Below are 19,397 nucleotides of genomic sequence, written 5' to 3' on the forward strand. Positions count from 1 at the left end.
CGTCGCGCGGCGAATCCTGTTACACCCGCTGGTCTGCGGGTGGGACCCTGCCGCCATGACGACCGACAACGGCGAGGTACCCGCCGACCTCAGCCCCATCGAAGCCGCCCTGGGCCGCATGGTCTGCCGGGCAGGACTGCTGGAAGCGGTAGTTCGCGAGACGGGGCTACGCCTGTCGACGACGGGTGACGAGCGGGCGAAGTTCGACGGCCAGCCCGTCGGACGGCTCGTGAAGGAGATCCGGGCCCGCGCCGAGTCCGCCGCTGCCGCCGGTCGGATACCCGAGACCGCCCTCACCGACCTCGACGACATCCTCGACGCGATCGACGAGCGGCTGGAGAGCCGCAACGCCTACGTCCACGGCATATGGATGGGGCGACCCGACGGCACCCTCATGGTCATGAACATCCCCCGAGGGCACGAGAAGACGTTCCAGGTCAGGACGAGGCCCCTCGCGGTGAAGGAACTCGGCGAACTCTCGGAGGACCTGAACCGCCTGGCGGACGACCTGTACGACTGGGCCGAACGGGCACGTCGACGGGCACCCTCGGCGCGCGCAAGCTGATCGGCAGCGGCGGCTGGAACGCGATGAACGCCCTGGTCGCGCCCGGTGACATGAACGGCGACGGCCGGCCCGACCTGATCGCCCGCGAGGGCTCCACGGGCAAGCTCTGGTTCTACCCGGGCACCAGCACCGGCGGCGTCGGCGCGCGCGTGCTGATCGGCTCCGGCGGCTGGAACGTCATGGAATCGATCGTCGCGGTCGGCGACTTCGACGCCGATGGCCGCAACGACCTCGCCGGCATCACGACCAGCAGCTACGTCGGTGAGGGCTGCCGAGGCGTGGGCTGCCTGGTCCTCTACGCGGGCAAGGGCACGGGCGCGCTGTACGCGGGCGTCCCGGAGGACGCCCGCTGGTCGGACCTGAACGGCGCGTTCTGACCCGGTAGGCGTATGCGAGTGATGTGAGGGCCTCCACCCCGACGGGTGGGGGCCCTCACGGCATCCCATCCCCGTCCCAGCCGACGGGGCATCCGCCCAGCTCAGGCGGCTGAAACCGTCTCGCCGTCCCAGGGAGACGGTGTTCGTTGCGAGGGTCCGGGACGTCCTGCCAGCGTCGTCCCCGTTCGACACCGGCAACATCACCGGACGAAGGGAAAGCACATGCGACCGAGCGTTATGAAGAGGTCGATCGTCAGCGCCACTGCTGTCGTCGGGTTGGCGATCGGGACCCTCGCGGGTGCGGGCACCAGCTTCGCGGCGTCCGTACCGGCGGCCGAGCCGGCGGTGAGCGCGGAGGCTTTCGGCACGCTCGCGACGAACAACCTGGGCCTGACCTACGACCAGGCCAAGGGTATTCAGCGCTGGCTGAAAAGCTCCTGGGGCTACACCGGAAACATCGACGGACTGCTTGGCACCGAGAGCTGGAAGGCGATCCAGCGCTACCTGGCAAGGGACTGGGGCTACACCGACCCCATCGACGGGATCGCCGGCCCCGACACGATCAGGGCGCTGCAGCGGTTCCTGACGCAGCACTCCATCTACACGGGTCCGATCGACGGCATCGCCGGGCCGGGCACCAGGGCCGCGTGGTCGAACTGGGCCAACTACATCGGCTGATCCCTGCTCACGTCACCGAAGGACCGAACGAACATCAGGGGGAAACGCATGCGACCGAGCGTTTTGACGAGGTCGAGCGTCAGCGCCACCGCCGTGGTCGGGTTGGTGATCGGCACCCTCGCGGGTGCGGGCACCAGCTTCGCGGCGTCCGTACCGGCGGCCGAGCCGGCGGTGAGCGCCGCGGCCTTCGGCACGCTCGCGACGAACAACCTCGGCCTGACGGGCACGCAGGCCAAGAACGTCCAGCGTTGGCTGGCTCCGCGCTACGACTACACCGGAGACATCGACGGACTCCTTGGCACTGAGAGCTGGAAGGCGATGCAGCGCTACCTGGCGGCGCACTGGAGGTACACCGACCCTATCGATGGGATCCCCGGCCCCGACACGATCAAGGCGCTACAGCAGTTCCTGAGGGAGAGCTTCGACTACACGGGTCCGATCGACGGCATCGCCGGGCCGGGCACCAGGGCCGCGTTCGCGCGGTTCGCCGACTACCTCGGCTGATCCGTGAGGCAGACCGCTCACGTCACCGAAGGACCGAACGAACGAAGGGAAGAACGCATGCGACCGCGCGTCATGACGAGGTCGATCGTCAGCGCCACCGCCGTGGTCGGGTTGGCGATCGGCACCCTCGCGGGTGCGGGCACCAGCTTCGCGGCGTCCGTACCGGCGGCCGAGCCGGCGGTGAGTGCCGGGGCCTTCAGCACGCTCGCGACGAACAACCTCGGCCTGAACAGCGTTCAGGCCAAGCAGCTCCAGCGTTGGCTGGCCCTGCACTACAGCTACACCGGAGACATCGACGGACTGCTTGGCACCGAGAGCTGGAAGGCGATGCAGCGCCACCTGCGGATGACCTGGGACTACCACCTCGCGGTCGACGGGATCCCCGGCCCCAACACGATCAAGGCGCTGCAGCGCAGCCTGCGGGGCTACGGCTACACGGGTCCGATCGACGGCATCGCCGGGCCGGGCACCAGGGCCGCGTTCGCGCGGTTCGCCGGCGGCCTCGACGCCTGATCCGTACGCGCCTGCCTCACCTCTTCAGGGGGGAGGTGAGGCAGGCGCGCTCGGCTTCAGTGTGAAGCGGACGCGGACGCCGACGCGGACGCGGCCGGTGCGGACGGGGTCTTCTTCAGGGCCCGCTCGCAGTGGGGCCAGTCGCCGAAGTTACGCTCGCGGCTCCACAGCTTCCGGGCGGCCTGTATGTTCCACTCGGGGTCGAGCGCCTGGGCGGGCGTGCCGCCCAGTTCGCCCAGGCGCGCGTCCGAGATCTGGAACAGCCCCCAGTTCCTGCTGCCGTTGGTGTTCGGCAGGATGTGCAGGGGGTCCAGGAAGGACTGGCAGTCGGCGATGGCCACGGCGTCGTCCGGGGCCTCCGTGAACACCTCGCGGATCCGTTGCCGCACCTTCTCGGGCGACCAGGTGTCCATACGGACCTTCGACTCGTGGAGGGCCTTCTTCGTCGGGTCCCCGACGACCCCGTTCGGTACGAGGCCCGCGAAGACCTGGAACGCCGTCACCCGACGCAGGGTCTCCGGCCCGAAGGAACCGTCGACACCGATGCGGGCGCCGTGGTCGCGGAGCCGCTCCTGCACGTCCCGTACGCACGCGTCGTTCTGCCCCATGCTGACCACGGGCCCGCAGGCGTCCGAGAACAGCAGCCGCCCGTCCCGCTCTTCGCCCTCCGTGGGGGAGGAGAGGACGGAGACGCCCCAGGCGGTGAGGGCGAGGACGAGCCCGGTGACGGCGAGGGCGACGACGAGCCGTCGCAAGGACCGGGGCGCCGGGGTGGGGGCGGTCTCCCGGTCCGGCTCCGGGCCGGGTTCTCCGGCCGGGGGATCGGCTGGGTGTTCGGCCGTCGGTTCGGCCGGAGGTTCGACGGGATCGGCGGCTTCGGCCGGTCCGATGACGCCGGCTGGTTCCGCCGGTTCGGTCGGCTCAACGGCTCCTGCCGGTTCGACGGCTTCGGCCCGTTCCGCGTCGGCCAGGGCCCAGAGCCGGTGCAGTTCGCGCAGCTCGGCGGGGGTCGCTCCGCAGGCGACGGCGATGCGGTGGGCGGCGCCGTAGTCCTGCGGTACGGAGGAGCCCGTGCAGTAGCGGTGCAGGCTGGAGCGGCTGGTGCCGGTCTTCTGGGCGAGGGTCTCGTAGCTGTAGTCGGCTCGCTGCCGTAACGCGCGCAGGCGGGACGCGAATCGCTCCGCCTCGGTGAATTGATTCAAAACAAGCTCCTGACGAGAGGCACCCCGAGCCGTCGTCCCAGTGACGCCCGGGGTCGGCGTTGTCCCCGGTCCGGGACGCCCACGACGTCCCAGCGTCCCAATGTGCCAGAACGGCTGGGGTGAGTCCCGCCGTTGGGGTCGGCCTGCATGTCGTCGGCGACCGGCCCGCCACTCACGACAAAGAAGCCACAGAAGCAACAGAAGCCATAGGAGGCACGGATGGGACGAAGGCAGCTCCGCGAGGTACTGACCCTCACGGGGACGGTGATCGCGCTGATGTTCGCGTCGTCGACGACGACAGCCGGTGCGGCCGAGCGCCCGGCGCCGGAAGGGGCGACGGTCGCCGCGTGCGGATACTCCGACGCCCGGCCGACCCTGCGGCGCGGTGCGACCGGGGTCGACGTCAAGGAGGCCCAGTGCCGGCTCAACCTGACGATGGATCCCGGCCATTACCCGCCGCTCGTGGTCGACGGCGACTTCGGCGGAGGGACCGAGAGCCGGGTCGCCCAGTTCCAGTCGTGCGCCGGTCTGGGCAAGGACGGGATCGTCGGCCCGAACACCTGGGCCGCCCTGGCCGACTGGTCCGCCCGGGGCACCTACTGTGAACCGCCCCGCCCGGCGGGCTACGCCGTCGACGGCGTCGACACCTCCGTGTACCAGCATCCCGGAGGCGCGGCGATCGACTGGAACGGACTGCGCGCCGAAGGCGTCGAGTTCGCGACGGTCAAGGCGACGCGGGGCCTCAACGTCACGGACCCGTACCTCGCCACGGACCTTGAAGGGGCCCGGAAGGCGGGGCTCGCGGTCGCCCCGTACCACTTCTACACGGCCGCGACGGCTCCGACGGGGCCCGCGCAGGCGGACCGCTTCATCGCCGCCGTCCGTGCGACCGGCTACACCGGCCACCGCCCCGGGGACCTGCCGCCCGTCCTGGACCTGGAGCGCATGGACGACGGCACGGGCCGCTGTCCGGTCTACGGCTCGGTCGCCGACGTGACAGCATGGCTGAACAAGGTGGAGACCGCGTTCGGCCGGAAGCCGGTCATCTACACCCAGAAGTCGTTCCTGGACGACTGCATGGGATCGACGACCGCCTTCGCCGGGTACGGCCTCCAGCTCGCGGACTACCGCCAGTCGATCACCCGGCCCCCGCTGCCGGACGGCTCGGCGAGCTGGCTGATGTGGCAGTACACGGAGTCCGCGCTCTACGACGCCATCAAGGCCCCGGTGAACGCGGACGTCTTCAACGGCACCCAGACCGACCTGAACCGCCTCGCGAACCGCTGAGGCCAGGGGCCGGCCGCCGTCAGGCTGCCGCATCCCATCCCGGGGGCTGAACCCCGGCAGCGCCTTCAGTCCGTGTCCGTGGCCGCCAGGACCGCGATGCGGCGCCGGTCGGGGGAGAGGGCGGCGATCCCGTAGTCGTGGATCTCGTTGTGGAACCAGTCCGGGGTAGCGCCGAGGTAAGCCTAAAAAGGGTCACGGGATGATCTTTGGCCTTAGAGGGCTTCTCGAAACCGAGTGTGGGGGCTGGGTTTGTGCTGGTGAGGCATGGTGTCGGGGCGGGTGAGGTAGGTCCGGTGCGTCCGTGGAGATGGCGTGCTGGAGGTGTGTGATGGCGTCGGTGCTGGGGCGGCTGGAGGAGCGGGAGCGGGCGGCCCGGAAGCGGGTGGAGGATTTGCAGGCCGAGTTGGAGGCGGCGCAGTCGGAGTGGGACGACTGGCTGATCGCCCGCAGGCGGGTCGGTGAGGTGTGGGACGCGGGTGAGACCGCAGGCCAGGAGGCTGTGGCGGGGAAGACGGCGGAGGGGAACAAGGCCGGAACGCCGTCGGCGGCGCGGCCCGGGTCGGTGGTTCCCATCTGGCGGGAGGGGGTACCGGCCGAGGTGCTGGCGCCGGAGTATCAGCAGGTCATGGGCCTGCTGGTCGAACGCCGCGCCGCCGGCGGCCAGCCGCTGAACTGCCGTGAGATCACTGCCTTGGTGGGGCTGGAGGTGGTTCCGGCGAAGATTGAGGGTGTGCGGTGCAAGCTCAAGCGGCTCGTTGCGCGGGGATGGGCGCACGAGCCGGTGCCGGGCCGGTTCGCCTGCGGTGACGGCCGAGACGGCGGGTCATGACCATGGTCATCGACCACAGGATCATCGCCTCCGAGGACGTGGGCAGCCGCTCGTAGTCACGGGCGAGGCGCCGGGATCGGGTGAGCCAGGCGAACGTCCGCTCGACGAGCCACCGTTTGGGCAGCACGACGAAGCCTGCCTGGCTGTCGCTGCGGCGGATGACGGTCAGCATCAGGTTCAGGGCGGTCGCGCACCAGCCCACCAGCATGCCGGTGTATCCGCTGTCCGCCCACACGCGCCGAGCCGGTGATGCCGCCGTGCGGCCTGGCAGAGGAGGTCCTGGGCGGCGTGGCGGTCGCCCGTCGAGGCGGGGGTGACCATGACCGCCAGGGTCAGGCCGAGGGTGTCCACCACGATGTGCCGCTTGCGCCCTTTGATTTTCTTCCCGCCGTCATAGCCGCTGGTCGCGGCTGGACGTGCCTTTCGCGGACTGCGAGTCGACCGCCCCGGCCGTCGGCTCCGCATCCCGGCTCTGCGCTTGGCGGGTCGCGGCGCGGAGCCGGTCGTGGAACTCGCCGATCAGTCCCTGCTCGCGCCAGCGGGTGAAGAACCGGTGCACCGCCTTCCACGGCGGGTAATCGGCGGGCAGCGCGGGCCACTTCACGCCGTTGTCGACCACGTACCTGATCGCGTCGAGTATGTCCGTTGGCAGTACTTCTCCGGCCGGCCGCCCCGGCCCTCGGCCCACGCGGGCTTCGGGATCATGTCGCGGACCGCGGCCCACTCCGTGTCCCTCATGTCGGTCGGATAGCAGTGCCCGCCGGACGGATTGTCCGCGGCGTTGCCGTACGTGTGGGCGAAGCAGTCACACTCCCGCGTGTCCGGAATGGACTCCTTCACAGCAGACCGATACAACTGCGGCAACAGGGCCTCCCGGTGAGCAGTGGCGTAGACACCCTCTGTGCTACCGAGAGGCCCTGCCTTCATGCCCCCGCGCGGCCACCATCACCCGAACAGCACACCCGTACGGAACCCCCAGCCCCACACTCGGTTTCGAAAAGCCCTCTAAGTCCGGCGCCCCAGCCAAAACTGTCCTCGCAGGCGTGGACTAACTTCCTCGCGATTGGTTACGCATTGTCGGTCCTGGTGAGCCGGGTGCTTCCGCCTTGCAGATGGTGCTACGTCGAAGGATTTTGATGGCGACTCATACGACAGAACCCACGTCCCGGGTCCCGGCGGCGGAGGGGCGCCGCGGCCCGGGCAAGGTGATTGTCTCGTGGCTGACGACCACGGATCATAAGAAGATCGGTCACCTGTACCTGATCACGTCGTTCGGCTTCTTCCTCATCGGGGGGATCCTGGCGATGGCGATCCGGGCGGAGCTGGCCCGCCCGGGGATGCAGTTGATGTCCCCGGAGCAGTACAACCAGGCGTTCACCATGCACGGCACGATCATGCTGCTGCTGTTCGCCACCCCGACGTTCGCGGGTTTCGCCAACGCGATCATGCCGCTGCAGATCGGCTCGCCGGACGTGGCGTTCCCGCGGCTGAACATGCTGTCGTACTGGCTGTTCCTGTTCGGCGGGCTGATCGTGCTGGGCAGCTTCCTCACCCCGCAGGGCGCCGCCGACTTCGGCTGGACGGCCTACACCCCTCTGAGTAGCGACCGGCGTACGCCGTTTGTCGGCGGCGACCTGTGGATCATGGGGCTGGCACTGTCCGGGTTCGGCACCATCACCCGCTGATCCGGACACCTGGGTACCCGGTACACCTTGATCACGCCACCGGGCCTGGACCGTACGAGGGAACCGCGCGGTGCGCGGGTTCGAGCGGTGGCTGGAAAGTACCCAAGGTGAACAGACTGAGGACCACGTCTGTGCTCGTCGCCTGGAACGGGGTACCCCAGCGGCGCGCGAGTCCCCCCTCGTCCTCAGGAGGCACCCCCCATGACGTTCAACCCCCTGGAGCAGCGGGGTATCCCGCTGGACCGCCAGCTGCGGAGCTGGCGTGAGCTGAACGTGGATCCGATCGACCCGGACCACTGCGACCCGTACACCCGGTGCCGGATCATCACGATGAACGGGATCGAGGTGGAGGCGATCCTGTTCAGCCACCAGCTCGCCCGCAACACGGTCGACCCCGAGGTCAAGCGGCAGCTGGCGCGGGTGCGGTACATCGAGGCGCAGCAGCAGAAGGTCGTGAACTGGCTGCTTCCGGGTGTGTCGTCGGTGCTGGAGACGACGATCGCCTACGAGCAGGTCGCGGTGGACCTGACGGCGTGGGTGGCCCGCATGGAGCCCGACCCGTACCTGAAGCAGGCCTACCAGTTCGGAGTGCTGGAGGACTTCGACCACCTGTACCGGTACGCGAACCTGTACGAGATGATCGAGCACCGCAAGGCGGAGTCGATCGTCGACGGCCTGACCGAGGTCATGCCCGGCCGGCCCACCAGGCTCCACCACCGCAACCCGGTCGACAACGTCCGCGACCCCTACGCCAAGGACCAGACCGACCCGCTGTCGAAGCTGCACGCACTGACGATCATGTCGGCGGAGCAGCAGACCATGAACTTCTACATGAACACCGGCCCCACCTACATGGAGCCGATCGCCCGTCAGCTCTACCAGGAGATCGGGCTCATCGAGGAGGAGCACGTCACCCACTACGAGTCCCTCGTGGACCCGGGTGAGACGTGGTGGGAGCAGCTGGTCAACCACGAGTACAACGAGTGCTACCTCTACTACTCCTTCATGGAGCAGGAGAGCGACCCCAAGGTCAAGGCCATCTGGGAGCTGCACCTGAACATGGAGCTGGAGCACCTGCACGCCGCCTGTGACCTCATGCGCCGGCACGACGGCCGCGACCCCGCCTCCGTGCTCGCGCCCGAGCTGCCCAACGTGCTGACCTTCGAGCCGAACAAGGGCTATCTGCGCGAGCTGCTCGACACCCAGATGGACCTCACGACACTGGGCGCCGGCTACGTGCGTGAGGCGCACGAGCGATTCGAGCAGATGCAGGAGCAGATCCACGGCGGCGAGGCACCCCCCAGCGATCGGGTGATCCACGAGCACCAGGACATGTTCGGCCGTGAGTACCGTGTCCAGACCGAGGGCGAGCACCCCGACCCCGCGCAGCGCGAGAAGTAGGGAGGCCGGGATGTCCGAGCTGAAGACCCCGCACGCCGGGGACGACATGGCCAAGGACGACGACGTCGTCTCCCTGCTGATGCGCCAGCACGGCGACATCCGCAACCTCTTCGACGAGGTCGAGGCCGCCACGGGTGAGGAACGCCGGGACGCCTTCCGCCGCCTGGTGCGCCTGCTGGCCGTCCACGAGACCGCCGAGGAAGAGGTCGTCCACCCCTTCGCCCGCAAGGGCTTCCCCGGCGGCGAGCAGGTGGTGAAGGACCGTCTCGCCGAGGAGAAGGCGGCCAAGGAGACCTTGTCCGCGCTCGACGAACTGGACACCGACGACCCGAAGTTCATGCCCCGACTGCTGAAGCTGCGCAAGGACGTGCAGGCACACGCCCGGGCCGAGGAACGCTACGAGTTCACCCACATCCGCCGCAGCACCGACGTCACCGACCTCGCCGCGATGGCCAAGGCCGTCAAGGCCGCCGAGGCCATGGCACCCACCCGCCCCCGCCCGGGCGTCGAGACGGGGGCGAAGAACATGGCCCTGGGCCCCGTCGCCGCCCTCATGGACCGCACCAAGGACACCGTCCGCAAAGCCATGGGCAAGGGCTGACTCCGCGACGTCCTGACTGGCCGGGCTGCTCGACCGGCCGGTCAGGCACGGAAAGTCAGGGTCCTGAAACGGCTGTATGCGCCCTGCCCACCAGGGGACCCATCGCCCATGAGCAAAAGCCCAGGTCGCCGCCGTGTGGGCCAGGACCGGATGCTGTGGCTGCTCAACGCCCTGGAGCGTGATCCCAGGGCGGACGCGGTGACCGACAAGCTGACCAGGACGTGCGGACCCTCCCGTTGGGCCGCGCACGGGATGGCCTGCACGGCAGGTGGCTTGGCCACCCCGTGCATCCCTTGACGGTGCAGGTGCCGATCGGCTGCTGGATGTCCGCCGCCGTACTCGACCTGTGGCCCGGCCGTACCCGGGAGGCCGACCTCCTCGTGGGCGTCGGACTGGCCGCGGCGGGCCCCGCCGCGGTGGCGGGCGCTGTCGACTGGTCCCAACTCCACCGGCAGCAGACCCGGATGGGTCTGCTGCACGCCGTGGCCAACACGGCGGTCGTGGGACTGTACGGCGCCTCGCTCCTGTGCCGCCTCACCGGACGGTCCGGCGCAGACCGCGCGTACGGCTTCCTCGGACTGACGGCGATCGGTCTCGGAGGCATGCTGGGCAGACACCTTGCCTACCGTCAGGCTTCCGGCGCCAACCACGCCGAGGAGGTGCCGCACGTCGTCCGCGAAAGCTGGCACCGAATCGGCACCGTGGCGAGTTCCCCGCCGGCCGGCCCGTGCGGCGCGCCGTGGATGACGTACCGGTCCTGGTGGTATGCGAAAACCGGCGGGACCTTCCACGCACTCACCGAGCGGTGCAGCCACCTGGCGGGCCCGCTGCCCGAGGAGGCGGTCGCCGACGGATGTGTCCGCTGCCCCTGGCACGGCAGTGCCTTCCGGCTCTCGGACGGCTGGAACGTCCGCGGCCCCGCCACCGCACCCCAGCCGGCCTTCGACACCCGCGTCCTCGACGGACACCTGGAGATCAGGCTGCGCCGTGAGGACAGGACGGAGAGCCCGGCCGAGCGCCAAGCGGACGCGGTGTAGACAGGGACGGGGCCCGAAGCCGGATGACCAGTGAGTGGTCACTTGCCCGTGAGCGAGCCCCTGCGCAGGGTGATGATCCGGGCCGGTCACCGTCCCCGGGGCAGGGGGGCCACGTCGGCGTGGCGGCCGGGGCGCATGGCGGCGTGCTGTTGCCCGGGCCCCGGGCCCGACCGGGCGGCCAGTGCATCGGCCACGGCGCCGGTGGCGAAGGCGTACACCGCCTTGTGCAGCAGGTCGACGACGAGTTCGCGGCGTGGCCAGGTCTGGGGCGGGGCGCCGGCGCCGGTGGCGTTCTCCAGGATCTGGTCGCTGGTGACCCGGACGACGGCGAACTTCCCAGACGACCAGGGCCCGCGCAGCCCGGCGTGCGCCATCACCGACCGCAGAATCCCGAGGAGGGCGCCCTGGCCGATGTGCATGGCAAGGTTCACCGGCACGGGCTGGCGGCCGGGATACTCCCGCATGCCGGCCAGGCGTTCCAAGGTGCGGGCAGGCACGTGGGAGCCACGGCGGCCGGTCAGCCGCTGCTCCGCCTTCTCGCCCAGCGTCATCACCAGCACCCCGGCTGTGCCAGCCACCAGTCCCTGCCACAGCGCGCGCTTCGTCATGCCGCGGCGAGTACCCAGGGCCACGCGGTCCACCTGCGCCTCGCGGCCGTGACCGTTTCGTTCGGGGGCTGCGGAAGCCCGGCGTCGGACGGTGGCCGCCGGACACCAGAGCGGAGGGCGTTCGATGAAGAAGCTGTGGTGGGCGGTTTCGGTCGTGGCCGCCGGTGGGGTGGCCGTGCGGCGGTCCCGGCCGGCGCGCCGTACCGATGAGCGCGCGGGTGACCGCTGGCTCACCGTGACGGTCAACCGGCCGCCCACGGACGTGGGGTCTGAGGGGAAGCTGCCGCCGCCGCTGGACGAGTTGGCGGAGCGGATCGACGTGCAGATCCGGCCGGCACCGGGCGATCGCGGCACGGAACTGCCGCAGCACCACCTGCGGCTCCGACCTGCACCTCATCGGCGGCTACATCCCGGCGATGCGCGCCGGTGACGTAATCGGCCACGAGTTCGTCGGCGAGGTCGTGGGACCCGGTCCGCCGTGCGCAAGCACAAGGTCGGCGACCGAGTCGTCGTCTGCTCGTTCATCGGGTGCGGACGCTGCTGGTACTGCGCCAACGAATGTTCGCTCAAGGCGCGATTAGGGGGTCCGGCCGCGGGCTCGCCCACCTGGCCGTCTTCGACACGATGGGCCATGACACGGCCGCCGGCCTCACCGCCAGCCTCGCCAGGGCCACCTGTCGCGCCAAGCGCCGCCAGGGCGTCACGCTAGCTGAGGCTGCGAGGCGATCGAGACGATGATCGGCCAGCAGTTCGCCGAACCCTCCTACGCCGCGGCCGTCCTCGCTGACCTTGGACATGGCCACCGGCATGCTCACCAGGGTCAATTGCGGGTACCTGCCGCGGGTCCTCATCCGCCGCGGACGCTAGATCACCGACCTGCACTGCCCCTGCCACCCCCTGGGCACCGGCCTGGGCCTTCGCTTCACCCTGTGCCGCGACAGCTGGAGCCCGGAGACCGGCTGGTGCTGTACACCGGCGGCCTCACGGAGGCCAGCAACGTCGACGGCCACGAGTTCGGACGTGGCTGTAGTCGCTCACCCCACGGTGCCCGGGTGCTGCTCGGCACACCCGCCGTGTTGCGGTCCTGCGCCCGCGCCAACGACGATGATCGAGGGGACGCTGCGGCAGCACACGGCTGCCGCCCGTTGTCCAGACGAAGGAGACAGGGGCATGGCCACCGGCACGGTGAAGTGGTTCAACGCGGAAAAAGGGTTCGGTTTCATCGAGCAGGACGGCGGTGGCCCGGACGTGTTCGTCCACTACTCGGCCATCGCGGGCGGCGGTTATCGGGAGCTGAGCGAGGCCAAAAGGTCCGCTTCGACGTGACCCAGGGCAACAAGGGGCCGCAGGCCGAGAACGTCACCCCGGCCTGATGAACACCGCCGAAAGCCCCCGGTCTGGCGTCACGGCACGAGATTTGCGGGCCCGGCGAGAGGTACCTCGTCAGATCCCCCAAGGCCGGACCGAGCCTGCTTCCGTCCCAGAGATCATGACCCCGCGCTGTACGGCGTGCCACTCTTCCTAGCGGAAGGTGGCGGGCGAGGGCGTTCGGCGCTGGGTCAGTCCACCAGGTGCCCGTCCGGGCATACGGTGCTGTCGCACGACGTCGTTCCTGGTTGCTGCGGGTGCCGATGCTGGGCGCTCCCACGTCGTCTCGGCCCCGTGCCCCAACCGGTCGGTAATGGCGCCGTCGGGCCGGTGATTGTGCGACGTGCCGCGATCATGTGCCGCCGGTCAGGAGGCGGCTTTGCCGAGAGCCTTGACGAGCTGGTCTTTGTTCATCTTGGACCGGCCGGTGATGTCGCGCTTGCTCGCCTGCTCATACAGCTCTTCTTTGCTGAGCTGCGCAAGCTGGTCCTGCCCGCGCTGTGCTGCCTTCTTCTTGTCGTTCTTCTTCCCGCCAGCCGGCAGCCGCTTGACCTGTGCCGGATCAGCGGAGGGCTGCTCGCGGCCCTTGCGGGACTGCTCGACGCTGCGCTGGAGGGCTTCCATCAGGTCGATGACGTTGGTGGCCTGGGGCGGGGCCTCTTCGCTGACTGACGATCTGCTGACCCTGGGCCTTAGCGCCGACCAGTTCCTTGACCCGTTCTTCGTAGGTGTCGTGGTAGTCCTCGGGGTTCCAGTCGATGGACAGGGCGTCGATCAGCTGGCGGGCGGTGTCCAGTTCCTTGCCCGTGGCCTTGCTCTGCTCGGGCAGTACCGGAAGCTCCTCGTGGGGGCCGCGGACCTCGTCGGCCCAGTGCAGGGTGTGCAGCACCAGCACCACTTCCTGCGCGCGCAGCGCCACCAGGTTCTGCTTGCCACGCATTACGAACGTGGCGATGCCGGTCTTGTTCTCCTTCTCCAGGGCGGTCCGCAGCAGCTGGTAGATCTTGGTGTACTCCTCGCCTTTGGGGGCGAGGTAGTAGGTGCGGTCGAAGTACACCGGCTCGACCTGCTCCAGGTCGACGAAGCCGGTGATCTCCACGACCTGGGACTTTCCGGGGGCGATCTCGTCGAGTTCGTCCGGGTCGATGATCACGTAGTCGCCGCCTCCGAGGTCGTAGCCCTTGACGATGTCGTCGTAGTCCACTTCCTTGCCGGTTCCTTCGTTCACTCGCTTGTAGCGGATGCGGTCGGAGGTGCCGCGCTGCAGCTGGCGGAAGTGGACGGTGTGGTCCTCCGTCGCGGTGAACAGCTGCACCGGCACGGTGACCAGCCCGAAGGTCAGCACTCCGCTCCAGATTGCTCTGGCCATCGTTCATCCCTGCCCTTCTCTGTCCGTCACGTCTTGTGCTGGGGCTGTCCGGCGATCTTTTGGGCGTGTGCGGCGGCGTCCTTGGCCCGGCGCCGCGCTTCGCGCACACCCCGGTCGACCCGCCGGCTGTGATCGCGTGCCTTGCGGGCCGCTTCCCGTGCCCGCTGCTTGTCCCCTTCGGCGTCCTTCAGCTGCCGGGACAGCTCGGTGACGCGCTGCTCGGCCTGCTGCCGCTCCTGCTCCGCCCGGCTCTGCTCCTCCTGGGCTTCGGCCAGCTCCCCCTCCCGCTCATGGAACTCACGCTCTGCATCCGCGGCCTGCTGCCGGGCCCGTTCCAGGCGCTCTTGCTGCTCGCGGCGCCGGGTGCGGGCGGCATCCAGATCGGCTACCTCCCCCGCGCCCCGGGCGGCGCGGCGGGAGACCGGTTGCGGCGCCGGCTGCCCGGAGGACGGGGCGGGGAAGTCGGCCGGGGCGCTGAGCGGCTTGGTCAGCCGGCCCTTCGCCCACTCCCCGGCCGCCTCGGAGTCGGCCAGCACCGCATGCAGGGTCTCCTGGACCTCCTGGCGGGCATCCTCGCTGATGCGCCGCCCTGCCTCTGCGGTGAGCTGGCCCGCCTGCCGGGTCAGAGCGAAGGCGAGCTGGTGCTGCTGCGCCGACAGCTCCCGCAGCTGCTCGTTGTCCAGATTCTGGTGAGCCTGCCGCAGCGCCTGACCGAGCTGCAGCAGCCGTTCTCGTCGGGCTGCTGGCGCACCAGCAGGTTGCCGGCCCAGGCCGCCAGAGTGGGGCGGCGCAGCCGGCGGATCTGTTCGGCCAGCTCCCGGTCGCCTGCCGAGCGGGCAGCCTTGGCTCGCTCGTTGCGGGCGGCAGTGAAGTCACCTGGCCGCAGGCCGTACAGCTCGTCACTGACCGTTTCCAGATCCACTGCTCCCTCCCGCCCACCACCTGATGATGCTTTGCTACCTTTTGTTTGGGTATCCAATGGGTGTGGGGCTTACTCCGCCGCTCGAGCCGATGCTCGCCCGCGCCGTCGACGTGCTGCCGGCGCCGACCGCGTTGCCCGGGGGAGTGGTGTACGAACCCAAGTACGACGGCTACCGCCTGCTGTCTTCACGAACGGCGGCCGGGTGTTCGTGCAGTCACGCAACCGCAAAGATTTCACCGCCGCCTTCCCCGAGCTCGCGGACGCGGCCCGGTCCCTGGGTGAAGACGTCGTGCTGGACGGCGAGGCCGTGATCTACCGGCAGGGCCGACTGCAGTTCGCGGCCCTGCAGCAGCGCATCAACCGCAGACCCTCCACCACCGCCCGCCTCGCCCGCGAGCAGCCGGCCCACCTGATCGCCTTCGACCTGCTCCACCGCGACGGCACCGACCTGATCACCCGCCCCTACACAGAGCGCCGCGCCGCCCTGGAATCCCTCTTCCGCGATCACTCCCTCGGCGCCCCGTGGACGCTCACCCCCGTTCCCCGGGAAACCGGCCAGGCCCAGGCCTGGATGCGCCAGTGGGCTCCCGCCGGCGTCGAGGGCGTCGTCGCCAAGGGCCAGACCCAGCCGTACCGGCCCGGGCACCGCGGCTGGCTCAAATACCGGCACCGGGTCACCGCCGAGGGCATCGTCGGCGCGGTCACCGGCAGCCTGAACCGCCCTGAGACCGCGCTCCTCGGCCGCTACACCCCCGATGGGGACTTCCAGCCCATCGCCCGCAGCACGCCCCTGCCGGCCCCGCTCGCCCGGGAACTCACCAGCCTGCTCACCCCGGCCGGAACCGGCCACCCCTGGCACGGGATGCGCGTCTCCACTCGCCGGGGCAGCCGCGACCCGCTCACCTTCACTCCCACGGCCCCTGAGCTCGTCATGGAGTTCTACGGCGACGCCGCCGCCGACCGGGGCCGCTGGCGCCACCCCGTCCGCGCCCACCGGATCCGCCGAGACCTCACATCCAGTGATGTACCCGTCCGGGCCGCAGAGCCCGACAACGGCCACCCCGTCCCTCACGAAAGGTTCTGAAATGGCAGCCAAGCAGCCGAAACGCACGGTGTACCACGTCACTCCGGCCGGCGGCGGAGCACCTGAAGCCAAATGGCAGGTCGAGCACAAGGAAGGCCGCCGCCCGGTCCGCGAAGCGCACCGCACCCAGAAGGAGGCGATCAGCGCCGCCCGGGAGAAGGCCAAGGAACGCGAACCCGCACAGGTGGTCGTCCACGGCCGCGACGGACGCATCCGCACCGAGTACACCTACGGCAACGACCCCCGCCGCACTCCCGGCTGACACCGAGCACGCCGGGCGCTTCCTGGCCGACGGCCACGGCCCCGGCTGCTTGGCCACCGCGGAGCACCCGGCACCGTCCAGGGGGCAAGGGCAACCGCATCAGTTCTGCGTCTCTGTCCGCATCGGGCCGTGCGGCCCCGGGCCCGCCCGGGCGTGCCCCGCGTCACGGCTGCTCGCGTGCCCGGCCCGGTCCTATGAGACGCCGACGCGACCGGAGCGCCCTCTGTTGCTGTGTTGGGAAGCCTCTACCAGGATGTCTCATGCGTCCGATGCTAGGCATTCAACACGGGTCATGATCACACCCGGGCCATGTCTATGATCGGCCGGGTCTCCAGGGCTCGGGTGAGCTGCTTGTGTTCTCGTCGCAGACGCTCCAGCCGCTCGTTCTTCTTTCGATGGACCGTGCGCGGCGTTGGCGTGCCGGCGCGGGGGGCGAGCTCCACCACCTGGTCCTCGACGAGCTCGGTGCCCGCGGCGAGCTGGACTGGTCTCGCTGCGCGATCGACTCTGTGAACATGCGTGCCCTGAAAAGGGGGACCTGACAGGTCCGAATCCTGTGGACCGGGGCAAATTCGGCTCGAAGGTCCATTTGGTTACTGAGCGGACCGGTCTGCCCCTGTCCGTCGGCATCTCCGGCGCGAACACGCACGACAGCCAGGCCCTCATCCCGCTGGTACGGGGCATACCGCCGATCCGGGCCCGTCGCGGCCGACGGCGACGCAGGCCCGGCAAGCTCCACGGCGACAAGGGCTACGACTACAACCACTTGAACGGCGCTGAGTGCCGAAGGCACCGCGGGCAGGCCGTCGGCGTCGGCACGCATCTCCTGATCGGGAGGCATCATGTCCGTGTGGTCATGGAGCCGCGAACACCTGGGAGGTCGCACGACCGAGCCCTCTGCAGAGGTCCACTCGGGTCGCTCGGAGGACACTGGCGGTAAGCCGGATAGCGAGGCGGCGGACCGGCACAGCACAACGGGGACGACGCCCAACGACGTCTTCGTGGGCCGGGTCGCGGGCGACGACCCCGGCTACTTGGAGACCGGTGCGGACAAGCGCGCCGAACCGGACTCCGGAGAGGACGACGAGACCACGACATCGACGTAGAGAAGACACCGCAAGGCATCGGTGATCGCACGCTCACATGCTGGCGGCACGGTTCATGTTCACCTTCGCCGTGTGCCAGCTCGATCCGGTGCGCCGTCGCTGAAACGTCGCCGTACGCAGCGCCACCTTGCCGGCGCCGGCGCCGCGCACCGCCAAGACCCGTGCGTATCGCGCCTGTCAGCAGCGACCTGAGGGTTGGCCGGCGCAGCCGGGGCACTCGGTGACCGTCGGCAGCTTCGAGACCCCGAGGGACATGATGAGTGGGACGGCACCAGGGACCGGCGACAGTCGGATGCGGCAGAGAAGGCTGGACATCTTTCTCAATGATCACCTGGCCGGTGGGACGGCCGGTGCGGAGCTTGCCCGGCGCATGGTTCGTGAGCACGGAGATTCGCCCTACGGCGACGAACTGAGGACGCTGGCGGCGGAGATCTCGCGGGATCGGCAGGCTTTGCTGCGGCTTCTCGCGGCCCTCGGCGTATCCGTCAAGCGCTACAAGCTCTACGGGGCATGGCTGGGCGAGAAGGCCGGGCGGGTGAAGCCCAACGGCCGCCTGCTACGCCGCTCCGGCCTCTCCTTGTTGGTCGAGCTGGAGGCGCTGCGGCTGGGGACGCAGGGCAAGGCGTTGCTCTGGCGTGCTCTGCTCGCCGCGGCGCCGCAGGACGCCCGTCTGGACTCGGGGCGGCTGGACCAGCTGCTGCACAGGGCCCAGCAGCAGAGCGAGACGCTGGATTCTCTGCATGACAGGGCCGCGGCAGGGCTGCTCATCCCGCCCCATCCCGGGGAGCGACAGCAGTGACCACCACCAGGAAGGAGACACCCTCATGATCCGTGCCGAGCACATCGAGGCGCTGCTCGGATCCGACGCCGATGACGCCACGCTGATCGTCACCGCTGGCACCGCCGTGGTTGTTCCAGCGTCGGCGCTGGACAGCGAACAATACCGAGGGGCCCTGGAGATCGTCTCCCGGCACGATCTCGTCACCCGGCTCCACGCCGGCGCACCGTCCCGGCGTGACCTCGAGGAGATCGCCGCTCGTCTGGACACCGCTGTCACACGGCTCGGCGCCTGAGAAGGCCGTCGGGGGTTGGCCCCCGGGACGGTGGGGTACCCGGCGCCAGCCCGTCTCGGCCGTCAGCCGAGGAGACCCCTCATGGGCTTCAACCCTCTCGAGCACCGAGGCATCCCTCTCGACCGCCAGCTGTGCAACTGGCGGGAGCTGGGCGTCGAGCCCGTCGACCCCGACAAGAGCGACCCGTACACCCGCTGCCGGATCATCACGATGAACGGCATCCGAGGCGATCCTCTTCAGCCACCAGTTCGCCCGCCGCTGCCCCGACCCGGAGGTCAAACGGCAGTTGGCGGAGGTCCGCTACGCCGAGCACCAGCAGCAGAAAGCGGACAACTGGCTGCTGCCCGGCCTCGCCTCCGTGCTGGAGACGACCATCGCCTATGAGCAGGTGGCCGTCGATCTCACCGGCTGGGTTGCCCGCCACGAGCCCGACCCGTATCTGCGGCAGGCCTACGAGTTCGGGGTCCTGGAGGACTTCGATCATCTGTACCGGTACGCCAACCTGTACGAGATGATCGAGCACCGCAAGGCGGAGTCGATCGTCGACGGACTCACCGAGGTGATGCCGGGCCGGCCGACGAAGTTCCACCACCGCCACCCGTACGACAACGTGCGTGAGCCCTACGACCGTACAACGGTCGGCCCGATCTCCCGGCTGCACGCGCTGACGATCATGTCGGCGGAGCAGCAGACCATGAACTTTTACATGAACGTAGGCCCCCCAGTACGTCGGAGCCGATCGCACGGCAGCTCTACCAGGAGATCGACCTGATCGAGGAGGAGCACGTCACCCACTGCGAGTCCTTGGTCGACCCGGGGGAGTCGTGGTGGGAGCAGCTCGTCAACCACGAGTACAACGAGTGCTACCTGTAACTCTTTCGGGCCCCACCTGCTGGCAAGCTCGTCGTTCCGCCGCATCTGCTGCT

24 protein-coding genes and 7 pseudogenes are annotated in these 19,397 nt (G+C 69.6%); 21 read left to right on the top strand and 10 right to left on the bottom strand.

Translation table 11 applies throughout. The annotated features are described in order from the left end of the window. Positions 1-55: 55 nt before the first annotated feature. The 5 genes and pseudogenes from ACLGIH_RS33920 (at position 56) to ACLGIH_RS33940 (ending at position 2,637) form a co-directional block, all read left to right on the top strand. Positions 56-565: a hypothetical protein gene (locus tag ACLGIH_RS33920; protein WP_416529082.1), complete on the top strand. Its 510-nt coding sequence runs from the start codon at positions 56-58 to the stop codon at positions 563-565. Continuing rightward, positions 529-942, top strand: a pseudogene (locus ACLGIH_RS33925) (FG-GAP repeat domain-containing protein); the annotation flags it as partial. The gene ACLGIH_RS33920 and the pseudogene ACLGIH_RS33925, both read left to right, overlap by 37 nt. Before the next feature lie 222 nt (positions 943-1,164). Further along, entirely contained in the window at positions 1,165-1,620 is a 456-nt protein-coding gene (locus tag ACLGIH_RS33930; protein WP_416529084.1) for a peptidoglycan-binding domain-containing protein, read from the top strand. Between the two features lie 48 nt (positions 1,621-1,668). Further along, on the top strand, positions 1,669-2,124 hold the full coding sequence (locus ACLGIH_RS33935; RefSeq protein ID WP_416529085.1) for a peptidoglycan-binding domain-containing protein: 456 nt from the start codon (positions 1,669-1,671) through the stop codon (positions 2,122-2,124). A gap of 57 nt (positions 2,125-2,181) precedes the next feature. Beyond that, positions 2,182-2,637 (top strand): peptidoglycan-binding domain-containing protein, encoded by a 456-nt coding sequence (locus tag ACLGIH_RS33940; RefSeq protein WP_416529086.1) that lies wholly within the window; start codon positions 2,182-2,184, stop codon positions 2,635-2,637. 56 nt (positions 2,638-2,693) lie between these two features. Here the strand turns inward: ACLGIH_RS33940 and ACLGIH_RS33945 are convergent, their stop codons facing one another. Then, positions 2,694-3,839 (bottom strand): helix-turn-helix domain-containing protein, encoded by a 1,146-nt coding sequence (locus tag ACLGIH_RS33945; protein WP_416529087.1) that lies wholly within the window; start codon positions 3,837-3,839, stop codon positions 2,694-2,696. A 219-nt stretch (positions 3,840-4,058) separates the two neighbouring features. Between ACLGIH_RS33945 and ACLGIH_RS33950 the strand changes: the two genes are divergently transcribed. Continuing rightward, positions 4,059-5,126, top strand: a complete 1,068-nt coding sequence (locus tag ACLGIH_RS33950; protein WP_416529088.1) for a GH25 family lysozyme — start codon at positions 4,059-4,061, stop codon at positions 5,124-5,126. Positions 5,127-5,191: 65 nt separating this feature from the next. On the opposite strand, the pseudogene ACLGIH_RS33955 reads toward ACLGIH_RS33950, so the two are convergent. Beyond that, positions 5,192-5,287, bottom strand: a pseudogene (locus ACLGIH_RS33955) (DUF6183 family protein); the annotation flags it as partial. A 167-nt stretch (positions 5,288-5,454) separates the two neighbouring features. Here ACLGIH_RS33955 and ACLGIH_RS33960 point away from each other — a divergent pair. Continuing rightward, a complete protein-coding gene (locus ACLGIH_RS33960) occupies positions 5,455-5,955 on the top strand; it encodes a hypothetical protein (protein ID WP_416529089.1) in 501 nt (166 codons plus the stop codon). Here ACLGIH_RS33960 and ACLGIH_RS33965 read toward each other — a convergent pair. From ACLGIH_RS33965 to ACLGIH_RS33975, 3 genes are read right to left on the bottom strand one after another with little or no spacing between them, the layout of a single operon-like run. Continuing rightward, positions 5,870-6,163, bottom strand: a complete 294-nt coding sequence (locus ACLGIH_RS33965; RefSeq protein WP_416529090.1) for a transposase — start codon at positions 6,161-6,163, stop codon at positions 5,870-5,872. The genes ACLGIH_RS33960 and ACLGIH_RS33965 overlap by 86 nt on opposite strands. Then, entirely contained in the window at positions 6,133-6,420 is a 288-nt protein-coding gene (locus tag ACLGIH_RS33970) for a transposase (RefSeq protein WP_416529091.1), read from the bottom strand. Before ACLGIH_RS33970 ends, ACLGIH_RS33965 begins: the two co-directional genes overlap by 31 nt. Then, positions 6,347-6,574 (bottom strand): transposase, encoded by a 228-nt coding sequence (locus ACLGIH_RS33975; RefSeq protein ID WP_416529092.1) that lies wholly within the window; start codon positions 6,572-6,574, stop codon positions 6,347-6,349. The genes ACLGIH_RS33970 and ACLGIH_RS33975 overlap by 74 nt, the downstream gene beginning before the upstream one ends. Before the next feature lie 517 nt (positions 6,575-7,091). On the opposite strand from ACLGIH_RS33975, the pseudogene ACLGIH_RS33980 reads away from it, so the two are divergent. The 4 genes and pseudogenes from ACLGIH_RS33980 to ACLGIH_RS33995 all read left to right on the top strand — a co-directional run. Further along, positions 7,092-7,631: pseudogene (locus tag ACLGIH_RS33980) on the top strand (cbb3-type cytochrome c oxidase subunit I); the annotation flags it as partial. Between the two features lie 210 nt (positions 7,632-7,841). Continuing rightward, a complete protein-coding gene (locus ACLGIH_RS33985; RefSeq protein ID WP_416529093.1) occupies positions 7,842-9,041 on the top strand; it encodes a hypothetical protein in 1,200 nt (399 codons plus the stop codon). A 10-nt stretch (positions 9,042-9,051) separates the two neighbouring features. Next, positions 9,052-9,642 (top strand): hemerythrin domain-containing protein, encoded by a 591-nt coding sequence (locus tag ACLGIH_RS33990; protein WP_416529094.1) that lies wholly within the window; start codon positions 9,052-9,054, stop codon positions 9,640-9,642. 284 nt (positions 9,643-9,926) lie between these two features. After that, positions 9,927-10,679 (top strand): Rieske (2Fe-2S) protein, encoded by a 753-nt coding sequence (locus tag ACLGIH_RS33995; protein ID WP_416529095.1) that lies wholly within the window; start codon positions 9,927-9,929, stop codon positions 10,677-10,679. Between the two features lie 86 nt (positions 10,680-10,765). Here the strand turns inward: ACLGIH_RS33995 and ACLGIH_RS34000 are convergent, their stop codons facing one another. After that, on the bottom strand, positions 10,766-11,287 hold the full coding sequence (locus ACLGIH_RS34000; protein WP_416529096.1) for a hypothetical protein: 522 nt from the start codon (positions 11,285-11,287) through the stop codon (positions 10,766-10,768). 124 nt (positions 11,288-11,411) lie between these two features. Between ACLGIH_RS34000 and ACLGIH_RS34005 the strand changes: the two genes are divergently transcribed. The 3 genes and pseudogenes from ACLGIH_RS34005 (at position 11,412) to ACLGIH_RS34015 (ending at position 12,660) form a co-directional block, all read left to right on the top strand. Then, on the top strand, positions 11,412-11,717 hold the full coding sequence (locus tag ACLGIH_RS34005) for a hypothetical protein (protein ID WP_416529097.1): 306 nt from the start codon (positions 11,412-11,414) through the stop codon (positions 11,715-11,717). 304 nt (positions 11,718-12,021) lie between these two features. After that, positions 12,022-12,246, top strand: a pseudogene (locus tag ACLGIH_RS34010) (hypothetical protein); the annotation flags it as partial. Between the two features lie 211 nt (positions 12,247-12,457). Beyond that, positions 12,458-12,660: pseudogene (locus ACLGIH_RS34015) on the top strand (cold-shock protein). A 361-nt stretch (positions 12,661-13,021) separates the two neighbouring features. On the opposite strand, the gene ACLGIH_RS34020 reads toward ACLGIH_RS34015, so the two are convergent. From ACLGIH_RS34020 to ACLGIH_RS34035, 4 genes are all read right to left on the bottom strand, one after another. Then, a complete protein-coding gene (locus tag ACLGIH_RS34020; protein ID WP_416529098.1) occupies positions 13,022-13,279 on the bottom strand; it encodes a hypothetical protein in 258 nt (85 codons plus the stop codon). After that, a complete protein-coding gene (gene ku, locus ACLGIH_RS34025) occupies positions 13,218-14,024 on the bottom strand; it encodes a non-homologous end joining protein Ku (protein WP_416529099.1) in 807 nt (268 codons plus the stop codon). Before ku ends, ACLGIH_RS34020 begins: the two co-directional genes overlap by 62 nt. Before the next feature lie 26 nt (positions 14,025-14,050). After that, positions 14,051-14,560 carry a hypothetical protein gene (locus ACLGIH_RS34030; protein WP_416529100.1) on the bottom strand — a complete coding sequence of 170 codons (510 nt, stop codon included), beginning with the start codon at positions 14,558-14,560 and terminating at the stop codon, positions 14,051-14,053. 86 nt (positions 14,561-14,646) lie between these two features. After that, positions 14,647-14,946 (bottom strand): hypothetical protein, encoded by a 300-nt coding sequence (locus ACLGIH_RS34035; protein ID WP_416529101.1) that lies wholly within the window; start codon positions 14,944-14,946, stop codon positions 14,647-14,649. A 208-nt stretch (positions 14,947-15,154) separates the two neighbouring features. On the opposite strand from ACLGIH_RS34035, the gene ACLGIH_RS34040 reads away from it, so the two are divergent. The 7 genes and pseudogenes from ACLGIH_RS34040 to ACLGIH_RS34070 form a co-directional block, all read left to right on the top strand. Continuing rightward, on the top strand, positions 15,155-16,030 hold the full coding sequence (locus ACLGIH_RS34040) for an ATP-dependent DNA ligase (RefSeq protein WP_416529102.1): 876 nt from the start codon (positions 15,155-15,157) through the stop codon (positions 16,028-16,030). A 1-nt stretch (position 16,031) separates the two neighbouring features. After that, a complete protein-coding gene (locus tag ACLGIH_RS34045) occupies positions 16,032-16,292 on the top strand; it encodes a DUF2188 domain-containing protein (RefSeq protein ID WP_416529103.1) in 261 nt (86 codons plus the stop codon). A gap of 404 nt (positions 16,293-16,696) precedes the next feature. After that, positions 16,697-17,133 (top strand): annotated as a pseudogene (locus ACLGIH_RS34050) (transposase); the annotation flags it as partial. 1 nt (position 17,134) lies between these two features. Beyond that, positions 17,135-17,398, top strand: a complete 264-nt coding sequence (locus ACLGIH_RS34055; RefSeq protein ID WP_416529583.1) for a hypothetical protein — start codon at positions 17,135-17,137, stop codon at positions 17,396-17,398. A gap of 292 nt (positions 17,399-17,690) precedes the next feature. Continuing rightward, complete coding sequence (locus ACLGIH_RS34060; protein ID WP_416529104.1) at positions 17,691-18,197, top strand: hypothetical protein; 507 nt, start codon at positions 17,691-17,693, stop codon at positions 18,195-18,197. A 25-nt stretch (positions 18,198-18,222) separates the two neighbouring features. Beyond that, positions 18,223-18,471, top strand: coding sequence for a hypothetical protein (locus ACLGIH_RS34065; protein WP_416529105.1), 249 nt, complete (start codon positions 18,223-18,225; stop codon positions 18,469-18,471). Positions 18,472-18,552: 81 nt separating this feature from the next. Beyond that, positions 18,553-19,341 (top strand): annotated as a pseudogene (locus tag ACLGIH_RS34070) (hypothetical protein); the annotation flags it as partial. Positions 19,342-19,397: the final 56 nt, after the last annotated feature.

Source organism: Streptomyces hamibioticus, from assembly GCF_047946815.1.
Lineage (GTDB): Bacteria > Actinomycetota > Actinomycetes > Streptomycetales > Streptomycetaceae > Streptomyces.